The organism is Bacillus sp. ILBB4 (genome assembly GCF_035064545.1).
Taxonomy (GTDB): Bacteria; Bacillota; Bacilli; order Bacillales; family Bacillaceae_H; genus Priestia.
In genome coordinates, this window is sequence record NZ_JAIQVD010000003.1 from 191,112 (window position 1) to 209,360 (window position 18,249).

Below are 18,249 nucleotides of genomic sequence, written 5' to 3' on the forward strand. Positions count from 1 at the left end.
GATTAACTATATTTTATGGTGAATGGAAATGAAGCAGTGAGTTTTACGATGCTTGCGGCCTTATAAGTTATGTCAGAAGGGAAGGGGTTTACCTGATTTTGATTGCATACCGCTGTTTCTAGAACGGGTTATGATGAACGTTTTGATTTTCTTAATTCTATATCGTATACGTACCCAAGCTTTCGATGGTTCATAACGTCTTCAGGGGTTGTATTCCAAGGATACATCGGATCTCTAAAGTTTTGACCAAATGGCCCGTTTTTCATCGGCTGATAGTTTTGATTGCGATGAACAATTTGCCATACAGCCCAAATACGATCCACATTTGCGTGGTGTAAAAAGAAGACAGGATCATTCGGAGCAGTAGGGACAACGCCCATCTGTCCGCCAACCCAACGGTGTACGCGATTGTGAAGCTGTGGCCCGTTAATAAATCCTTCAAGCTGATTACGAAAGCTGTTTTGGCTGGTCATATCCCAAGGCGGCGTGTCATATTGAGTTATTTTTAAAGCATCGAGCACATCATCTCGAGTAGGCAATGTAGGTGCCTCTTTAGTTGCTCCAAAATTACGTTTTAGCCCTCCAGAAGGGTTTCCTTGTTCATCGATCGTCGTCCAGCGCCCAGCTGCAAATGGCCCGGTATCGACGATAAAATCTTTTTTTGGATTTCCGTTTCTTCCCATAAAATCTGCACTCCAAATTTGTGACTGTGAGGGATCCTGCAGCTGTGCGTCCGTTTCCCATTCCCAATAAGGAAGGGTTACTTCTGGATTGATTGATTGAAGGTCACGTTCGAATCGTAAAAGGTATTCACGATGCCACGGCAAAAAAGCAGAACTCATATGTGCTGCATTTCGATCGCTGCCCGGAGGAGTATGAAATTTACCTGCTGCACCATGCCAGGCTATATAGCGGTCATATATCCCTTTTTCCTTTAGTATTAGCACGGTACGAACAAAATCTCTTTTTTCCGTATCGGTAAGCCGTAATACGTTTTTTCTAACTCTGTACTTGTTACTCATTTTTTAACCTCTTTCTAAAAAAGAAGCAAGGGGCTGTTTCTTTTTTATATTTAGAATATGTCCAAGAGGTAAGAGTGCTACTGTAAATTTACAGAGACTTTTTTAAAGGTGTAAATCATAAATAGAGGTAAAATAATAAAAGCAGGCATGCGCCTGCTTTTATTCACTGCATTATTATTAATGACCAATTGGATACATGGTCGTTACGCTATAGTCGTAGTCTTTGCCTCTGTAGTCAGTATACACAACTCTAACTTCTTGGTTTAAGGAACTAATATACTTTTCTTTAACATAGTTGCCAGATTTATTGTTGGTGCCGTCGTCACCTTCGTTGATGACTTCTTCAGCAACAGACATCGCTTGTTTTTCATTTAAATACTTGCTGAATTGGCTTTTACCTTGGTAATTGTCAACGCCTGGTTTTTGCATATGCGCGACAATGTGGCAATATCCGTATTTATCATTTCCTTCTTGTAAGACAAGTTCTTTGCCGGTAAATAACCTGTCGCTTTGAGTCTCTGCAGAGCATTGGTTGCTTGATGTAGTGTCCGATGTGCTACTCGATGTGCTGCTTGAATTTTCATGCTGCTGAATGAGGGAAATGGGCGAATTGTTGGTAAATACAGCGATGAGAGCAATAACAAGTGCTACAATAGTGTATAGTATTTTGCTGTTTTTAAAAAAATCCATTTCTTTATGTGTCTCCTTTTTGAATCAACGTTAAAATCAAATCGACTTTCTTTTCTAGCTGATCAATTAAGTTTTGTTTTACTCGTTCTGATTGTAATAAAGCGCTTCTTAGTTCGTCCATATCTTTTTGCATATACGCACGGTTTTCTTTTTCTTGCTGCAGCTCTTTTTGAAGAGCGTGTATCGTGGACAGCAATTCTTTATCTTGGTTCATTTCTGCGTTCACCGCCTCTGTGTTGATAAAAAGCAACTTATGCCTACTATATAAAATACCACTATCTCCGCTGTAAATCGACTATTTGGATAGGAAATGAGTCCTCCCGGGTGAGGTTTTAGCAGGATATTGCTAGTTGAGAGGAGAATAGTATGGTTTACCGTAGGTAGATAAGCTGCGCAGAAAAGAGGGAAGAAAATGTTTCCGGAATTAGAGACAAAACGGCTGATATTAAGAAAAATTGTAGAAGATGATGCCGGTGAGATTTTAGAATGCTTTTCTGATGAAGAGGTGCTGCGCTATTACGGGCAAAAACCTTTAGAATCGACCAACCAAGTGAAGGAGATCATTAAGGATTTTTCCAAAGGCTACGAAGAAAAGCAATTGATTAAATGGGGGATTCAGCTAAAAGGAAAAGAAAAGCTGATTGGAACAATAGGGTTTCAAGAGTGGTCTTCTGAGCATAAGAAAGTAAACGTAAGCTATGCTCTTTTTCCAGAGTATTGGAACAAAGGATACGCAACAGAAGCCGTTCATGAAGCGATTTCTCATGGCTTCAACGAACTTCAATACAATCGCATAGGAGCGATTGTATTTACACAAAATAGTGGATCTATCGCCTTGTTGAGCAAATTAGGATTTAAAAAGGAAGGGATGCTAAGAGAGTACATGTTCCAAAACGGCATCCCGTTTGATACATATGTTTATTCGCTACTGCGCAGGGAAGCCAAGATATAATTGTGAGCATAAAAAAAAGGAACATGGGGAGATGTTCCTTTTTTTATGCTTACATTTTTTGTTAGAACGTACGTGCAGCTTCTTTAGCGCGAGCAATGCCGTCTTCTTTAATTTCTTGTGCTTTATCTGGCATTGCAGCCTGTCCTTCTACAAATAGGCTTCCAATAGAAGGAACCCCGAAGAAGTTCATCATAATGCGCATATAGCGGTGACCCATTTCTAGTTCACCAGCAGGGCCGCGAGAGTAGATACCGCCGTTTGCTTGAATATGATACGCTTTTTTATCTGTTAATAGACCTACAGAACCTTCTGCTGTATATTTAAATGATTTTCCAGCTACTGCTACAGCATCTAAGTATGCTTTCATCACTGGTGGGAATGAGAAGTTCCACATTGGTGTAACAAATACATATTTGTCTGCTTGAGCAAATTGGTCACTTAACTCGTTTAAGCGAGCAACTTTGCGCTGTTCTTCAGGAGTAAGCGCGTCAAATTCTGCGCCGCTTCCAAGTTTACCCCATCCGCTGAATACATCACCGTCGATGTGAGGGATATGTTCTTGATATAAATTAACATGAACAATCTCATCCGTTGGGTTTACTTCTTTATACTCGTTAATGAATGCGTCTCCCGCAGCCATACTGAATGATTGCGTAGCATCGTTAGGGTTTGCTGTAATATATAATACTTTTGCCATAATTCTTTTCACCTTTCTGTCTTCAATATATAAATGTTGTTTCATGAATTAAAGATAATATGTTCGAAAACATCTACTACGTTATTAATAGTAACCTACGTAATAAATTTAGTCAAAGGTTTTTTATTTGGTTTTACCATGTTTAAAACTTTTTTTGCTGATAACATATTTTCTGTTTTTATGCGTAAACCCTTTTAAGAAAAGGATTTATACGTCTTACAGTACGATTTTAAATGTTATGATTTGAAAATAAATATCTTTTTTTGAAGGTGAATAATTAAAAAAAGAAAAAAGAAAAACATATATTTACATAACCTACGTTATGAATAGTAACAAAAAATAACAGCGTTTTATCTTTCCTTTAAACCTATTTTCAGTGCAAACCGAGCAGGAAGGTGATCATTATTTCAAGGGAAATATAAGGGAGGGAAGAGTAAAGAAAAAGACCTCGATCTGCTTCGAGGTCTTTTTCGTTTCTATTGAATTTAAAATGTTTTGGCCATTGAATGGGCTTTTTGGAATGCTTTTTCTTTAATTTGCGGAATTTGATCCGGGAATTTTACTTGTCCTTCAATAATAATGCTTTCAAACGCTTCAATGCCAAAGAAATCCATCATAATTTCTAAATAGCGATGACCCATTTCTCTTGCCATTTCAGGGCCTTCTGAATACACGTCTCCGCGGGATTGAATGTGTATCGCTTTTTTTCCTTTAAGCAATCCCTGAGCGCCTTCTTTTGTATATGTAAAGGTTTTACCTGACACGGTGATCGCATCAATGTACGTTTTCATAATCGCAGGAACCGAAAAATTCCACATTGGCGTGACAAAAATATATTTGTCAGCGAGTACGAACTGTCCGCCTAGTTCGGCTAATCGTCCCACTTTTAATCGTTCATCCGTTGATAAATCCTGAATGGAAGAGTGAGAACGAAGCTTTTTCCATCCGTTAAATACGTCTGCATCTAAGTATGGAATATCTGCTTGATATAAATCTAAATGAACCACATCATCTTCTGGATGTGTTTGCTTATACACGTCGATAAATTCTTTCCCCACAGCCATGCTAAGCGATTCGTCTTCAGCTAAAGGGTGTGCAGTAATATAGAGAACATTTGCCATGATGCTCATCCTTTCTACGGAGTAATTTTAGTAACTGACATTAATCTTGGACCCAGCTTTCTGCCCACTGGCTAATCGGCCCTAATATTTTGCCTAGCTCTGTTCCTTTTTGAGTCAGCGAATATTCAGAACGAATAGGGCGGTCGGGAATAACATTTCGGACAACGATGCCGTGGTCTTCAAGCTCTTTAATCCGTTCTGTCAAAAGCCTTCTGCTTAAGGCTGGTATACTTTCATTTAATTCACTAAAGCGTTTAGGACCGCTCATAAGTACATAAATGATTAATCCTGTCCACTTCTTGCCAATCAGTTCGAAACTTTTTTCTACTTTAGGTTGAATATCTTTTGGTTCGTCCATATTACGTATCCTCCTTCAAACAATATGGATGAAAAATAACTTATGCATTTATTGTAACAGAAAAAGCATAAAAACATGTGGAAACTTTGGGTGAAGCAGGGTGAAATGAATAATTTCACTAGTATTTGTACCTTGCTTTTCACTTTTTGAAAATCTTTCACACATAGGCTTGTTACAGCATACGATGTACGAATTCATTTTAAGAAAAGGTGGTATGGCCATGGCAGGAGTTATTAACATCTGTAACACAAGAATTAATGGTATGGCGAGGAACGGATCGATGAATTTTGGAGAAGTTCTTCACAACGGACACACAGCGGATGTTAAATCTGTTGGAATCAACTCAACCTATGGAGACATTTCAGCTGCTTGTGCGCGAATGAAAAACACAAATATGGATGCAGATATATTTGATCAAACGGCTGTTGCGAATATTGACGGGGTATATGGAAATCAGCAATAGAAATCATAGAGATAAAGCGGCTTATAACAAGCAAAGTTATAAGCTGTTTTTTAATGCTGTTGTATAGTAGGATACCTTCTATTTACTAATGATAAGCGAATGTAAATGCTCGTTCTAATTATAATGATAGAGCGAATCTGCTATATACGCCTTTTCTAAAAAAAATTATATATTGTACAAGCACCCGGTCATTTATTGAATAGTATATAGAGGAAAAACAAAGAAAGGATGATTAAAATAGACTTGTATGATTCCTCTTACAACTGTTCTGATGGAAAATACTATATTAAAAAGAAAAGAATCTTAAACCCTTAAAAGAGTCTAAAAATAAAAGGGATACCTAAGAGGTATTCTTTTTTCTATTGTGAAACAAGATAAAATCGAGAAGGGTTACATGTGCTAATTGATAGAAAGACTAGGTAGAGAAAAGTATTTCACCTTATAGAGGAATTGATTGTTAGGAGATGTCTTACTTATACGTTCAATATAAATAAAATTGGTAAAAAATGAATCTTTTTAGAGCATGATTCGTACTAGTAAGTAGATACATAATTTTGATGAAGAAAAGAGGTAGTACATTGAAAAACAAAGGTTTGATCGCTACGGTCATTGTGCTAGTGCTTGTTGTAATTTACGGAGTGAGCTCTTACAATAGTCTCGTTAGCGCAGAGGAAGATGTAGATAATAAATTTTCACAAATAGATAATCAACTGAAAAGAAGATCTGATTTAATTCCGAACTTAGTGGAAACCGTAAAAGGCTATGCTAAGCATGAGCAGGAAGCAATTGATTCGGTCACTCAGGCAAGAGCGCAGCTAGCGGGAGCTAAAACTCCTGAAGACAAAGCTGATGCTAATCAACAGTTAAGCGGTGCATTAAACCGCCTGCTCGTAGTGGTTGAAAAATATCCGGATTTAAAAGCGAATGAAAACTTCAGAAGCTTAATGGACAGTTTAGAAGGAACAGAAAATCGACTCGCTGTAGCGCGTAAAGACTATAACGATGAAGTTGCAAAATACAATAAATCGGTTAAGAGATTTCCTAAAAGCATGTTAGCGGGTACGTTCGGCTTTGAAAAAAAGCCATATTTTGAAGTAACAAATGAAGAAAAAGAAGCGCCGAAAGTTGATTTTGGGAGCGATAAGTGATGAAATTTCTTGCTTCGTTTGCTTTATTATTGTCTCTTTTATGTAATACGGTAAGCGTTGCTTTTGCTGCACCTGATATTCCAAATCCGGTAGGCGATATTTATGTTCAGGATTTTGCTCATCTATTAAACGATCAGGAAAAAGCTGATATAAATCAAATGGGCAGAAAGTTAGATGATGAAACCAAAGCTCAAGTAGCGGTTCTTACCGTGAATTCATTAGGTGATGCGGATGTAGAAGAGTACGCAAATGAAGCGTTTCGAAAGTACAAACTTGGTGATAAAAAGCTGAACAATGGCGTTCTTATTTTGCTCGCTAAAAAAGAACGAAAAGTTCGAATCGAAGTAGGATACGGGTTAGAAGGAGCCATCACCGATATCAAATCGGGAGAAATCATCGACTCTTATGCCATTCCTAACTTAAAAAATGGTAAATACGATACGGCGCTAGAAAGCACATACAAAGCTGTTTATAACCAAGTCGTAAAAGAGTATGATTTAGGAACAGATTTTGAACAAAAAGTACCAAAAGCAGATGCTCCCTCTGATAGCGGCGTTCATTTAACAACTCTTCAAACGCTGCTGATTGCAGCTGTTATTGTGGGCTTGCTTATTCTCGACTTCGTCTTTTTTAAAGGAGCGATTACACAATTTCTGCTAAACTTCCTTGTGATGTTTGGAGGAAGAGGCGGAGGCGGTGGCAGCGGTCCTCGCGGAGGTGGAGGCGGCAGTTCTGGAGGCGGTGGAGCGAGCCGAGGCTGGTAAAAAGATAAGAGTAAAAAGAGGCTGGGATAAAATTAGGTTAGTGGAAGGAAGATCCGAACGAGATGGATTCTTGATTGAGAATCCAACGCGTTCGGTTTTTTTATTTGTATGGTGAACATAGCTTTCATATCTTCATTCAGTTCCTTCTAGCAGTTGATTGGAGGGCAAGACGAAGACTCCTGCGGGAAAAGCGGTACAGGTGAGACCCCGCAGGAGCGCAAGCGACGAGGAGGCTCACCGGCCGCCCGCGGAAAGCTAAGTCTTTCACGGAAATCAACTGCGGTGTCAAAAACGGTTCAACTCATATATCCTAGTTGTACGTATTTAAATCGAATTAATTAGGTATGTCTCAACCTCTTTTTTGCTTTGTACAGTTATACCTTAAAAAATAGATTTTTTCCATTATATAAGCATAATCAGAAAAATTTAGGGAACTAAGAAAAAAGTTAGAGATTTACAAATAAAAAGGAAGGTTTTATATGAATACATTTAGATGGATAGCGGCAAGGAAACAGCTCTCTCCTCGTGCTTTTAAAGATGAGCTAAATAGCCAAATATGGTTTAGTCCCTTAATTTATGCTCTTTTTTCTGTCCTTTTAGCTGCATTGACGCTGTTTCTTGATTATTACTGTAAAGTAGGAGAGAAAGTTCCTTCATTTTTTTCAATCAACATGGATTTAACCAATACGTTAGTGAGTACGATTATGCCCGGAATTCTATCGATTACGACGTTTACCTTTAATTTAATGCTTGTTGTGTTTACATCATTTGCAGCTCAGTTTTCTCCTCGCGTGTTAAAAAACTTTGCTTCTTCTAAATCTACTCAGCGAATTCTGGGGATTTTTATAGGGAGTTTTTTGTATACACTTTTTGTTTTTTTATTTTTAAACAGCTCTCAAGTAGACGGATATTTTGCGATTCCATTTGTGACGACGGCGCTATCGGTTTTTAGTGCGGGCACGTTTGTCTACTTTATTAATCACTCTGTGAAGTGGCTGCAAGTAAATCATATGACTCAATCGATGAAAACAGCGTCCATAAAAGCAATTAAGACAACAATCCGCGAGGAACTGGAGATTCATCGAACGCAGTCTAGTCATAGCGAACAATTTTCCTTTCCAGAAGGAGAAAAAAAGCCGGTATGTATTCAAACATCTGGCTATATTCAAACAGTGAACTACAGCCAATTGATTCACTGCGCCAAAGAGCATAATTTAGTTATAAAAATGGAGCGTGAAGTAGGGGATTATGTGCTCAGCGGAACCGTATTGTTTTATTATTGGCATAGAGATTCGACAGAGCAGGATGAAATGGATTGTACCGCCTTTCACCAATATATCCATGTAGGGAAATCTCAGACTGATATTCAAGATACTACGTATATCATTACGAAGTTTGTGGAGATGGCAGTTAAATCACTAGGGAATGATGATTTCAAAACGGCGGTTAACTCCATTCATCAAATTAGCGATATTCTTCGGGAAATTTGTGAAGCTAGTCAATTTTCTTCTTATTTAGTGGATGACAGCGGCGTGATACGAATGGTGATTCCTGATAAAAAATTTGAGGACTTTTTATATGATGGATTCGCTAATATCCGGCACTATGCGAGGCGGAATATTATCATTACGATGGAGCTGCTCAAAACGCTTGGAAATCTCGCTGAGGCCATTGGACCAGCTTTTTACGATGACATCTGGGAGTTTGCTGTATACATTTCTAAAGGCTTTGAAGAAGAGTATTTATTTGTTCAAGATAAAAAGTACTTTTTACATATTCTTTATGATTTAGCTATTTCTACAAAAAAAGAAGAGCAATATGAACAAATCGCCAAACAAATGAAGGAATAAAAAAGCCGAAGTCAGACGCTGACATCGGCTTTTTCTTTATTTATTTGAACGTTTTAAGATGCTTTTAGCATGTGAAAATGTATCGAAGCTTGCTTTTCCGTGATACGCACCCATTCCGCTGTCACCAACGCCTCCAAACGGAAGATAGTGAGATGTCATATGGTTAATTGTATCGTTAATAGAACCGCCGCCGAATGACACGCTGTTTAAGATGCGATCTTGGACTGCTTCATCTTCAGAGAAAAGATAAAGTGCCAATGGTTTTGGACGTTTTACGATTGCTTCAATTACTTCTGAGATTTCATCGTATACGATGACTGGAAGAATTGGTCCAAAGATTTCATCTTGCATCACATTGTCTTCCCATGAGATGTTGTCAAGAACAGTTGGTTCAATAAACAGACGAGAACGATCCGTTTTGCCTCCAAAAACGATATCTCCGTTTGTTAAGAAGCTGTTAAGACGATCAAAATGCTTTTCGCTCACTACGTGAGGGAAGTCTAGATTTTGTGAAACATCTTCGCCGTACGTGTTTGTTACGACTTGTTTTAGATTAGCTAGCAGCTCGTCTTTTACATTTCGTTGAACAAGAATGTAGTCTGGCGCTACGCAAGTTTGGCCAGCATTTGCAAATTTACCGCGCGCAATGCGTTTAGCTGCTTCTTCAATATTAGCATCTTCGTGTACAATTGTAGGACTTTTTCCGCCTAGTTCTAGCGTAACAGGCGTTAAATGTTTAGCAGCAGCTTCTGCCACAATTTTGCCGACCATTGTACTTCCTGTAAAGAAGATGTAATCAAAGTTTTCTTTTAGTAAAGCCGTGCTTGTTTCCACTTCACCTTCGACTACTGTCAAGTATTCTTCAGGGAAGTTTTCATTAAACATCTTAGCAAGAAGGCTTGACGTATGAGGTGTTAATTCAGAAGGCTTTAATACCACGCAGTTTCCTGCAGCAATCGCGCCTACTACCGGTGATACAGCAAGTTGGAACGGATAGTTCCAAGGTGCAATCACTAGAGCTAAACCGTACGGATCTTGATAAATATAGCTTTTTGCTCCGGCGTGAGTAGATGGTGTTTCTACTTCTTTTGGCGCTGCCCATTCTGCAAGATTCTTAACTGCAAAGTCGATTTCGCTTAGCACAAGACCAACTTCTGCACGTTTTGCTTCCATTTCTGGTTTGTTAAGGTCAGCTTTTACTGCTTTTAAAATGTCGTCTTCATGACGTACAACAAGTTCTCTTAATTTCTTTAGCGTTTCGATACGGAACGCAACGTCTTTTGTTTTACCGCTATTAAAGAATGAAAGCTGTTTTTTTGTAAGTTCTTGATAGTTATTCATTGGAAAGTCTCCTTTTACTTCACATTTTTAGCTCTTTATTTATTGAATAGAACTAGCTGCTTATTTCCAAGTTGTAACCGTATGGACCGGTAAACGGTAAGAAGCATGACCTTCGCTTGCTGCTTTTCCGATTGAGATAAGCATAATTGGAAGATAACGTTCTTTATCCAGACCGAATGCTTCTGCGATTAATTCTTTTTCGTATCCGCCGATTGGATTTGTGTCATATCCGTGAGCACGAGCAACAAGCATAAGCTGCATAGACACAAGTCCTGAATCTATTAAAACGATGTCTTTCATATCAGCTTTTGGCATGTTTTCATAAATTGGTTTAAAGAAATTTAGCTGCTGTTCTTTAATGTCTTGAGGCATATAGCCAAGTTCTACGGCTTTGCCAAAAATTTCGTCTGCATATTCGACGTTGTTCATGTCACCAAATACAGCAATAACAGCTGAAGATGTATGAACTTGTTCGCTGTTAAATTTCGCAAGTTCAGCTAATTTTTCTTTTCCTTCAGGTGTTTCAATCACAACAAAGCGCCATGGCTGCATATTAACAGAAGAAGGAGCGCGCATAGCTTCGGTAAGAATTTCCTCCATTTCCTCACGGCTGATTTTTACTGAAGGATCATATTTTTTAATTGAACGGCGTTTTAAAGCAATTTCGTTAAAGTCTTTTGTAGTCATAGTCATTATTCCTTTCTTTTTAGGCGTTAAACTTATTTATTTTCATTTTCATATTTTTGATTGCGGACAATTGTTTGATATATCAATAATTGATACATCAACAATATAATACATTGATTTAAGAATTGCAAGGGGAAAAGTTTAAACTTGTGAAAAGGTGTTAACTTAGAAGTGGGAAGACTCATTCTCCAGGGAACAAACAAATATGAGGAAAGTGAGAGATAAAAATAAATTATAAAAATGATCAAAAAAAAAGTTTGACTACTTTATCTCTCTTGGTTACGATAAGTAACGAAAAGAAACAAAAGTGAATTTGTCTCTTTTTAAATGACGTACAGTTTGAGAAAGAAGAGACAAAGAAATATTTCTTCTCTATTTAAAAACCTAAACTGTATTTATAATTAGTACGGTATAGCAAGACATATCACGCAGGAAAAGTAGGAGGACTTCAAGATGTACACAGATTTAAAAGATAAAGTAGTAGTTGTAACAGGCGGATCAAAAGGATTGGGTCGCGCAATGGCCGTTCGTTTTGGTCAAGAGCAGTCAAAAGTGGTTGTAAACTACCGCAGCAATGAAGAAGAAGCGCTAGAAGTAAAAAAAGAAATTGAACAAGCTGGCGGCCAAGCAATTATTGTTCGAGGCGACGTAACAAAAGAAGAAGACGTTGTGAATCTTGTGGAGACAGCTGTTAAAGAGTTTGGCACATTAGACGTTATGATTAACAATGCTGGTGTTGAAAACCCGGTTCCTTCACATGAATTATCGTTAGAAAACTGGAATCAAGTAATCGATACAAACTTAACAGGCGCGTTTTTAGGAAGCCGCGAAGCGATTAAATATTTTGTTGAAAATGATATTAAAGGAAACGTTATTAACATGTCCAGCGTTCACGAGATGATTCCTTGGCCACTATTTGTTCACTATGCAGCAAGTAAAGGCGGTATGAAACTAATGACGGAAACATTGGCTCTTGAATATGCGCCAAAAGGTATCCGCGTAAATAACATTGGACCAGGCGCGATCGATACGCCAATCAACGCTGAAAAATTCGCAGATCCGGAACAGCGTGCAGACGTAGAAAGCATGATTCCAATGGGCTACATCGGCAACCCAGAAGAAATTGCATCAGTTGCAGCATTCTTAGCATCGTCACAAGCAAGCTACGTAACAGGTATTACACTATTTGCTGATGGCGGTATGACAAAATATCCTTCTTTCCAAGCGGGAAGAGGTTAATAAATAAAGCTGAAAGAAAAAAGACCTTGGGATATCCCGAGGTCTTTTTTGTATGCAACAAACACAGGTTTAATTTACTAAATATTGAAACTTTTATTGAAGTATTACGTATATAAACTAACGACAAATAAAGGACGTGTTGATATGCTACCGGAAACGATTCAACAAAAAGTAGAGCAGTATAGAGGTTTTTATATCAGCTTAAAAAATGAACTCAAATGGAAAGTGGCAGATCACAAGCAGTTTATGGCTATCGCTTCTATGTATGTAGTGAAAGGCAAATCGCTTCAGCTTCAGCCTTATATTGAGTTAAGTGACTATATTAAAAATCAAGTAGGAATGTTTTCTACATTAAAATCATCGCAGCGGTTTACGATCGCAGCCATGCTGGATACCCGCTATGAGAATCCAAAAGAAACGTTTCATGAATTTCTGGATGTATATGATCAATTGGTACAAGGCGGGTTTACTAGAGGCGCATTTACGTATATCGCGGCTTCTGCTATGCTGTCGAATGAGTCGAGTCGAAGTCATAAAGAAATGGTTCGAAGGTCAGTAGAAATTTATCAAGGCATGAAAAAAAAGCATCTCTTCCTCACATCAAGCGGTGATGTGCCTCTTGCCGTTTTATTAGCTGAAACGAGCGAGTCTGTTGATGATTTGATGCATGAAATTGAACACTTTTATACCACATTGGCGCAGCATGGATTTAAAAAAGGAAATGACCTTCAATTTTTAAGTCATATTCTCGCAAACGATAAAAACTTACATGGAGATACCCTTATTGAAAGATGCCTAGCAGTAAAAGAAATCTGTGAATCGGCAGGTATGAAAGTAAAAGCAATGCATTACCCAGTCCTTGGCTTATTAGCACTGTTTGAAAAACCGGAAGCTGAAATTGAAATTATCCATGAAGCGGTAAAGCAGCTGAATGCAGATAAACTTTTTAAGTGGCAGAAAGACATCAATGTTATGCTGGCGGTTAATCTGGTTATCAGTGAAAAGCTAAAGGATTCTAGACTGGTCGAAACAGGCATCTATACAACGATTGAAACGATTATTCAAGCCCAGCAAGCGGCTATGCTAGCGGTTATTGCGAGCACTTCAGCGGTTGCTACTACGACTACTACTTGATAAATTAACCGGCTATAAAAAGAGGCTGGGACAAAAGTATGTTAGTTGAAGGGTGACCTGAACGATAAATCGGTCGGATTTTTTATTGGTAGAGGGAAGGTAGGTTTACTCAATTTAGTTACTTCTAGCTGTTGATTGGAGGGCAAGGCGAAGACTCCTGCAGGAAAAGCGGCACAGATGAGACCCCGCAGGAGCGCAAGCGACGAGGAGGCTCAGCGGCCGCCCGCGGAAAGCGAAGCCTTGCACGGAAATCAACAGCGGTGTCATAAGCGAGCGATCCATGCGATCTCATTTGTCTGTCTTTAGATTGGAATGATTTTGTTATGTCTTAATCTCTTTTACTTAAAAGTATAAACCTCGCCATCATCTGGAATAAAGACGCGGGACGCCATATCTTTTTCGTTGATAAAGCCTTTTAGCTCTTCTCTTGATAACGTCCAGTGATTTACAGCTTCCATATGGACAGAAATAATCGTAGCATGAGGGGCCGCTTTAAAAACTTGGTAAATATCTTCTTTCCCCATCACAAGAGAACCGCCTTCTAAAAATTGATTATCTCCGCCGTTTACGACAATGATCTCTGGTTTATGTGTATTGATCTCTTCTTCAACAGCGGAATACCATACCGTATCTCCAGCTACATAAAGCGTTTTTTCATTCTTATGTTTAAAAACAACGCCGCACACTAAACCAGTACGCTTTAAAATTTCTCCTCTTCCGTGTTCACCTTTTGTTTTGATTAATTCAACGCCTTCAAAAACCGTGTTTTGCGTAAGTACTTCTACATTTTTAAAACCAGCTTCTTTTACTACTGCGGCATCTTCTTCATTTTGAACGAACATTTTGATGTCTTTTGGCAAAGCCTGTTTAGCGGCATCGTCAAAATGGTCTAAATGGAGGTGAGTGACAATAACCGCATCTACATCAGCAATAATTTCTTCAACGGATATCGGTAAGTTCACTAAAGGGTTGTTTTGATCTTGTCTGATCGAATTTGGGAAAGGAGGGTACGTGCCTTTCTCCGCTAACATAGGATCAATTAAAAACGTTTTTCCTCCGTATTCAACAATTAGAGTAGCGTTACGAATATGTGTAATCTTCATCTGTATCTCTCCTTTTTTTGATCTACGTATAGTTTATAGGATACTCTAGTTGCAAATACATAGATAAAATCAAGTCTTTTAACACTTTCACTTGATAAATGAAAGAATAGTAGTCAAAAGCAAAAAGAACCGAAACAGTGCTGTTTAGGTTCTTTTTAGGATTTCTTTTATCTCTTTATATATACGTACTTGGTTGCGTCCATGTTGTTTGGCAGCGTACAGGGCGATATCTGCTTTATTCAACAGCTCATCTAACGTTTCATTTTCTTGTTTTTCCGCTTGTGCTACTCCAAGACTTAGCGTAATAGAAATGGTTTCTTCATTAATCAGTAAGGGCTGAGTCTCGACGTGACGGCGAATTTGGTCAGCCAGCGTTTCGCCTTCGGATAAAGTATAGCCCTTTAGCGCGAGTACAAATTCTTCACCGCCGTACCGAGCAAAAAGGGCTCCTTGCGGTAATACGGACTGGCAGGCTTTTACGACATGTACAAGCACCTGATCGCCGGTATAATGACCATACGTATCGTTCACTTTTTTAAAATAATCTATATCAAGTAAAAGAAGCGTAAAAGAAGATGCGGACTTTTTTGCTTCATCAAATGCTTGCTTGCTGTGCTGAAAAAATGCTCTGCGATTATAAATTTGCGTCAACTCATCGTAATAAGCTTGATTTTCAAGCTTTAGCTGAAGTCTTTTTAGTTCCGTGATATCCGTAAAAATAAGCAGCAAGCCGTGACTGTTGTTAGCATACTGCAAAGGAGAGGTGCGAACTTGATACGTATACTGAGGTTGGTCCGCAGAAAAAAGCTGCAGCTCTTGACTGCTTTTTTTATTTTCTAATGTAAAAGGAAATGAACTGTCCGATAGCGTGAACCAAATATCAGCAAACCGTTTTCCAAACATTGCTTTTTTCAGCTGCGGAAACATGTTCTTCGACGCTAGGTTAAATTCAATTAATCTGTAAGCTTCATCAAGCACGATAACACCGTCATTGATGCTGTTAAATATTGCATCTTTCGCAACGGGCATGACCGTAAACATACGCGATGAGTTGATGGACCATAAATATAGAAAAGAAGAAACCCATAAAACCATCGGAACTGGATCAATTCCCTGCGGCGTAAAGCCCATTAAATAGATAAAAGCTGTAACGATAGGGACTAATTGTCCGACCATTAATGCAATTAACTGTAGGCGGTAAGCTTTGGCTGTTTCCTTCCATCGGTAAACGGCGAGTAAAAAAGCAACGAACATAGACGAAAAAATGAACATGCCGTGAATCGTGTACCATGGTCCAATTTCTTGATGAACGTAAGGAGCACCTAAAACTGGGTCAATTTCAAACACTCGGTAATGAAGGTGATGCCAGTCATTTGTTGCGACCATGATCAAACTAATAAACGGAATGATAAAAAGGGAAAAAATATGTTTTTTCCTTACCTTTATGCCGACATACTGTATAACAAACAGCAGTCCTGCAGGAGGCGAAAAAGGCATGCCCACGTATTGAACGACGGTCCAGGACTTCATTTCCTCAAGGTTAACAGATAGCAAGCTAAAAGCTGCACCTATACAATATATAGCGGTGAAACCTGTATGAAGAATAAATAAATGCGCGATATTGCTGTAGTAGTGACGTTTAATAAACACGTAAAAGCACAAGTATAAATTAAGAACACCGGACGTACAGATAAGCGTTATATAAGCTGTTAAATCTAAATTCACAATCGTGTCCCTCATTAAGAAAGCATTTTTAGTTAAATGTAGCACAATTGAAATGAAATGTGGATATTTTATGTAGGAAATTAGTAGTGTTGGAGATAGTAGAGGGACTATAAGGATAGGTCTGGACGATGAAAAAATGGTGCCTAAACAACAAGTAATTGAAACGAACGGAGAAGATTTATCTTCATCTCCAAAAGTCAAAGTTTCTCAGTAAAAAACACATGCCTGAAAACACGAGATGTTCCTTCATCTGCGTGTTTTCAGGCATATTTTAATTGATGCACAGCCTATTTAAGTTCACCGTTTTACAAAGGTGCCACCTGCATTTTTTTCTGTCTGAAAAAGACCCAATCTGTAAAACCTATTTCTTTAAGGCGCTTTTTTACTAGTTCAAAGTCGTCTCCAATGCGCTCCGGGTCATGGGCATCGGAACCAAATGTAATGCGTACCCCGTAGCGCAGAGCTCTTTCCAAAATGTCGTCTGCAGGATACCAGCCTCCGCAGTCTTTGGTTTTGCCTGATGTATTCACTTCTATGGCAATATCATGTGCTGAAATCACTTTTAGCGTCTGATCAATGACAGCCGTCTCGATAGAAGAAAAAGAAGGGTAGAATCCTTTCATGGCATCAATATGTCCAAGGATCTGAAACATTCTGCTCCGGGCGGATTCTTCGATTAATTGATAATACGTTTCTTTCGTGCGCTGCTTTTCTTGCTGAGAAAGACCTTCCCAGCGCGTTTTATGAAAGATGCTGACTTCATCAACTTGATGGACAGAGCCGATTATGTAGTCAAACGGATATTTTTCATAGTAGCTACGATATATCTCCGCATGCTGGGGAAAGAAATCAGACTCTACGCCTAACAGCACTTCAATTTTTTCTTTATATTCTTCTTTTAGTTTCAAAATCTCAGCTACATATCCGGAGAATGCGCTTTTTCCCATAGCAATGTGAGGATACGGCTGGTCTTCTTCGCTCGCAAAATAAGGAGAATGATCCGAAATCCCAATGATATCAAGGCCTTTATCAATAGATGCCTCTATATAATCTCGAATCGTTCCGCGAGCATGTCCGCATCGGTCGTGATGGGTATGAAAATCAAATTTTAAATCAGCGTTCATTTTTCATCACCTCTGTTACCTTTTTATGTAGTGTATAAAATATTCTACAAAGAAACAAAGTATCCCCCGTAGAAATGGATGAAGAGAATATTTCTTGGCTTGCTGGTGAGTCATCTACTAAAAAGATTGTACAGAAAGAGGTTATTTTATTTAATTTGCTGCAAAAATTGACATGGAATCCATACCAAAAGTTACATTTGATTCGGCAAGCTAAAACGCATATACTACTCATACACGATCTGAAATAACGTTCAGGTAATCGCTGCATCATTTGATGTAGAGGAAAGTCCATGCTCGCACGGTGCTGAGATGCCCGTAGTGTTCGTGCCTAGTGAAAAAATAAGCTAGGGCAGCTTGGCTTATAGCTTAGCTGACGGCGGGAAAAACCACCTAAGTCTTTGGATATGGTCGAGTATCCCTGAAAGTGCCACAGTGACGAAGCTTTGCTGGAAACAGCAAAGGTGGAACGCGGTAAACCCCACGAGCGAGAAACCCAAACAATGGTAGGGGAACTGTCTCAAAGGAATCTAACGGAGAGACGGACGGTTACATGCGTAATCGTAGATAGATGATTACCGCCTGAGTACGAGAGTAAAATCGTTTGCAGTACAAAGGTACAAAACATGGCTTATCGAACGTTGCTGAAACAGAGACTGACTATAAAATACGTAATCAAAACAAACCAATGAGGTTTGTTTTTTTGTTTGTTATTTTTCAAATCATAGCCGACTCATTGATAGAGTGCTTGCATTTTTTTAACCATAGTATAAGGATTCAAGGTATATGGAAATACATATTGCCTAAATTGCGGTATAGTTTACTTGTACTTAC

The 18,249-nt window shown here is 38.6% G+C and carries 20 protein-coding genes and 1 other RNA gene; 10 read left to right on the plus strand and 11 right to left on the minus strand.

Annotation, left to right across the window (positions count from 1 at the left end; genetic code table 11):
• Positions 1-128: 128 nt before the first annotated feature.
• The 3 genes from LAV82_RS12895 to LAV82_RS12905 all read right to left on the minus strand — a co-directional run bounded on the left by LAV82_RS12895 (position 129) and on the right by LAV82_RS12905 (position 1,926).
• On the minus strand, positions 129-1,022 hold the full coding sequence (locus tag LAV82_RS12895) for a tyrosinase family protein (protein WP_211077730.1): 894 nt from the start codon (positions 1,020-1,022) through the stop codon (positions 129-131).
• Positions 1,023-1,199: 177 nt separating this feature from the next.
• Positions 1,200-1,712: a hypothetical protein gene (locus tag LAV82_RS12900; protein WP_029323144.1), complete on the minus strand. Its 513-nt coding sequence runs from the start codon at positions 1,710-1,712 to the stop codon at positions 1,200-1,202.
• Positions 1,713-1,716: 4 nt separating this feature from the next.
• Positions 1,717-1,926, minus strand: coding sequence for a hypothetical protein (locus tag LAV82_RS12905; protein WP_499716217.1), 210 nt, complete (start codon positions 1,924-1,926; stop codon positions 1,717-1,719).
• A gap of 198 nt (positions 1,927-2,124) precedes the next feature.
• Here LAV82_RS12905 and LAV82_RS12910 point away from each other — a divergent pair, with 198 nt between their 5' ends.
• Positions 2,125-2,664 carry a GNAT family N-acetyltransferase gene (locus LAV82_RS12910; protein WP_499716218.1) on the plus strand — a complete coding sequence of 180 codons (540 nt, stop codon included), beginning with the start codon at positions 2,125-2,127 and terminating at the stop codon, positions 2,662-2,664.
• Positions 2,665-2,725: 61 nt separating this feature from the next.
• Here LAV82_RS12910 and LAV82_RS12915 read toward each other — a convergent pair whose 3' ends face one another.
• The 3 genes from LAV82_RS12915 to LAV82_RS12925 all read right to left on the minus strand — a co-directional run bounded on the left by LAV82_RS12915 (position 2,726) and on the right by LAV82_RS12925 (position 4,840).
• Positions 2,726-3,361, minus strand: a complete 636-nt coding sequence (locus tag LAV82_RS12915; RefSeq protein ID WP_013058078.1) for an FMN-dependent NADH-azoreductase — start codon at positions 3,359-3,361, stop codon at positions 2,726-2,728.
• Positions 3,362-3,846: 485 nt separating this feature from the next.
• Complete coding sequence (locus LAV82_RS12920; protein WP_013058077.1) at positions 3,847-4,482, minus strand: FMN-dependent NADH-azoreductase; 636 nt, start codon at positions 4,480-4,482, stop codon at positions 3,847-3,849.
• A 40-nt stretch (positions 4,483-4,522) separates the two neighbouring features.
• Entirely contained in the window at positions 4,523-4,840 is a 318-nt protein-coding gene (locus LAV82_RS12925; protein ID WP_013058076.1) for a winged helix-turn-helix transcriptional regulator, read from the minus strand.
• A gap of 220 nt (positions 4,841-5,060) precedes the next feature.
• Between LAV82_RS12925 and LAV82_RS12930 the strand changes: the two genes are divergently transcribed.
• From LAV82_RS12930 to LAV82_RS12950, 5 genes are all read left to right on the plus strand, one after another.
• Positions 5,061-5,303: a spore germination protein gene (locus LAV82_RS12930; RefSeq protein WP_029323136.1), complete on the plus strand. Its 243-nt coding sequence runs from the start codon at positions 5,061-5,063 to the stop codon at positions 5,301-5,303.
• Positions 5,304-5,881: 578 nt separating this feature from the next.
• Positions 5,882-6,451 (plus strand): LemA family protein, encoded by a 570-nt coding sequence (locus tag LAV82_RS12935; protein WP_211077733.1) that lies wholly within the window; start codon positions 5,882-5,884, stop codon positions 6,449-6,451.
• Positions 6,451-7,215 carry a TPM domain-containing protein gene (locus LAV82_RS12940; protein ID WP_053487521.1) on the plus strand — a complete coding sequence of 255 codons (765 nt, stop codon included), beginning with the start codon at positions 6,451-6,453 and terminating at the stop codon, positions 7,213-7,215. The genes LAV82_RS12935 and LAV82_RS12940 overlap by 1 nt, the downstream gene beginning before the upstream one ends.
• Positions 7,216-7,368: 153 nt before the next feature.
• The gene (locus LAV82_RS12945; protein ID WP_211077734.1) at positions 7,369-7,557 is read left to right on the plus strand and encodes a hypothetical protein; all 189 of its coding nucleotides are present in this window, start codon (positions 7,369-7,371) and stop codon (positions 7,555-7,557) included.
• A 137-nt stretch (positions 7,558-7,694) separates the two neighbouring features.
• A complete protein-coding gene (locus LAV82_RS12950) occupies positions 7,695-9,065 on the plus strand; it encodes a DUF2254 domain-containing protein (protein WP_013058071.1) in 1,371 nt (456 codons plus the stop codon).
• Between the two features lie 36 nt (positions 9,066-9,101).
• Here LAV82_RS12950 and LAV82_RS12955 read toward each other — a convergent pair whose 3' ends face one another.
• Complete coding sequence (locus tag LAV82_RS12955; RefSeq protein ID WP_098196747.1) at positions 9,102-10,406, minus strand: aldehyde dehydrogenase; 1,305 nt, start codon at positions 10,404-10,406, stop codon at positions 9,102-9,104.
• 60 nt (positions 10,407-10,466) lie between these two features.
• Positions 10,467-11,093: a nitroreductase family protein gene (locus LAV82_RS12960; protein ID WP_499716219.1), complete on the minus strand. Its 627-nt coding sequence runs from the start codon at positions 11,091-11,093 to the stop codon at positions 10,467-10,469.
• A gap of 453 nt (positions 11,094-11,546) precedes the next feature.
• Between LAV82_RS12960 and gdh the strand changes: the two genes are divergently transcribed.
• The 3 genes from gdh (at position 11,547) to LAV82_RS12975 (ending at position 13,735) form a co-directional block, all read left to right on the plus strand.
• On the plus strand, positions 11,547-12,332 hold the full coding sequence (gene gdh / locus LAV82_RS12965) for a glucose 1-dehydrogenase (RefSeq protein WP_013058068.1): 786 nt from the start codon (positions 11,547-11,549) through the stop codon (positions 12,330-12,332).
• Between the two features lie 144 nt (positions 12,333-12,476).
• A complete protein-coding gene (locus LAV82_RS12970; RefSeq protein ID WP_013058067.1) occupies positions 12,477-13,466 on the plus strand; it encodes a DUF4003 family protein in 990 nt (329 codons plus the stop codon).
• A 131-nt stretch (positions 13,467-13,597) separates the two neighbouring features.
• On the plus strand, positions 13,598-13,735 hold the full coding sequence (locus tag LAV82_RS12975) for a hypothetical protein (protein WP_499716220.1): 138 nt from the start codon (positions 13,598-13,600) through the stop codon (positions 13,733-13,735).
• 69 nt (positions 13,736-13,804) lie between these two features.
• Here LAV82_RS12975 and LAV82_RS12980 read toward each other — a convergent pair whose 3' ends face one another.
• From LAV82_RS12980 to LAV82_RS12990, 3 genes are all read right to left on the minus strand, one after another.
• Positions 13,805-14,569, minus strand: coding sequence for an MBL fold metallo-hydrolase (locus LAV82_RS12980; RefSeq protein WP_063672150.1), 765 nt, complete (start codon positions 14,567-14,569; stop codon positions 13,805-13,807).
• Between the two features lie 144 nt (positions 14,570-14,713).
• On the minus strand, positions 14,714-16,294 hold the full coding sequence (locus LAV82_RS12985; RefSeq protein WP_211078007.1) for a histidine kinase N-terminal 7TM domain-containing protein: 1,581 nt from the start codon (positions 16,292-16,294) through the stop codon (positions 14,714-14,716).
• Between the two features lie 305 nt (positions 16,295-16,599).
• Positions 16,600-17,418, minus strand: a complete 819-nt coding sequence (locus LAV82_RS12990) for a histidinol-phosphatase (RefSeq protein ID WP_274589132.1) — start codon at positions 17,416-17,418, stop codon at positions 16,600-16,602.
• Between the two features lie 247 nt (positions 17,419-17,665).
• Here LAV82_RS12990 and rnpB point away from each other — a divergent pair.
• Positions 17,666-18,054: RNase P RNA component class B (rnpB, locus tag LAV82_RS12995), an RNA gene on the plus strand.
• Positions 18,055-18,249: the final 195 nt, after the last annotated feature.

Excerpts from the sequence above, each read along its gene's own strand:
- LAV82_RS12895 (WP_211077730.1), bottom strand. The coding sequence starts at position 1,022 with ATGAGTAACAAGTACAGAGTTAGAAAAAACGTATTACGGCTTACCGAT.
- LAV82_RS12900 (WP_029323144.1), bottom strand. The coding sequence starts at position 1,712 with ATGGATTTTTTTAAAAACAGCAAAATACTATACACTATTGTAGCACTT.
- LAV82_RS12905 (WP_499716217.1), bottom strand. The coding sequence starts at position 1,926 with ATGAACCAAGATAAAGAATTGCTGTCCACGATACACGCTCTTCAAAAA.
- LAV82_RS12910 (WP_499716218.1), top strand. The coding sequence starts at position 2,125 with ATGTTTCCGGAATTAGAGACAAAACGGCTGATATTAAGAAAAATTGTA.
- LAV82_RS12915 (WP_013058078.1), bottom strand. The coding sequence starts at position 3,361 with ATGGCAAAAGTATTATATATTACAGCAAACCCTAACGATGCTACGCAA.
- LAV82_RS12920 (WP_013058077.1), bottom strand. The coding sequence starts at position 4,482 with ATGGCAAATGTTCTCTATATTACTGCACACCCTTTAGCTGAAGACGAA.
- LAV82_RS12925 (WP_013058076.1), bottom strand. The coding sequence starts at position 4,840 with ATGGACGAACCAAAAGATATTCAACCTAAAGTAGAAAAAAGTTTCGAA.
- LAV82_RS12930 (WP_029323136.1), top strand. The coding sequence starts at position 5,061 with ATGGCAGGAGTTATTAACATCTGTAACACAAGAATTAATGGTATGGCG.
- LAV82_RS12940 (WP_053487521.1), top strand. The coding sequence starts at position 6,451 with ATGAAATTTCTTGCTTCGTTTGCTTTATTATTGTCTCTTTTATGTAAT.
- LAV82_RS12950 (WP_013058071.1), top strand. The coding sequence starts at position 7,695 with ATGAATACATTTAGATGGATAGCGGCAAGGAAACAGCTCTCTCCTCGT.
- LAV82_RS12955 (WP_098196747.1), bottom strand. The coding sequence starts at position 10,406 with ATGAATAACTATCAAGAACTTACAAAAAAACAGCTTTCATTCTTTAAT.
- LAV82_RS12960 (WP_499716219.1), bottom strand. The coding sequence starts at position 11,093 with ATGACTACAAAAGACTTTAACGAAATTGCTTTAAAACGCCGTTCAATT.
- gdh (WP_013058068.1), top strand. The coding sequence starts at position 11,547 with ATGTACACAGATTTAAAAGATAAAGTAGTAGTTGTAACAGGCGGATCA.
- LAV82_RS12970 (WP_013058067.1), top strand. The coding sequence starts at position 12,477 with ATGCTACCGGAAACGATTCAACAAAAAGTAGAGCAGTATAGAGGTTTT.
- LAV82_RS12980 (WP_063672150.1), bottom strand. The coding sequence starts at position 14,569 with ATGAAGATTACACATATTCGTAACGCTACTCTAATTGTTGAATACGGA.
- LAV82_RS12990 (WP_274589132.1), bottom strand. The coding sequence starts at position 17,418 with ATGAACGCTGATTTAAAATTTGATTTTCATACCCATCACGACCGATGC.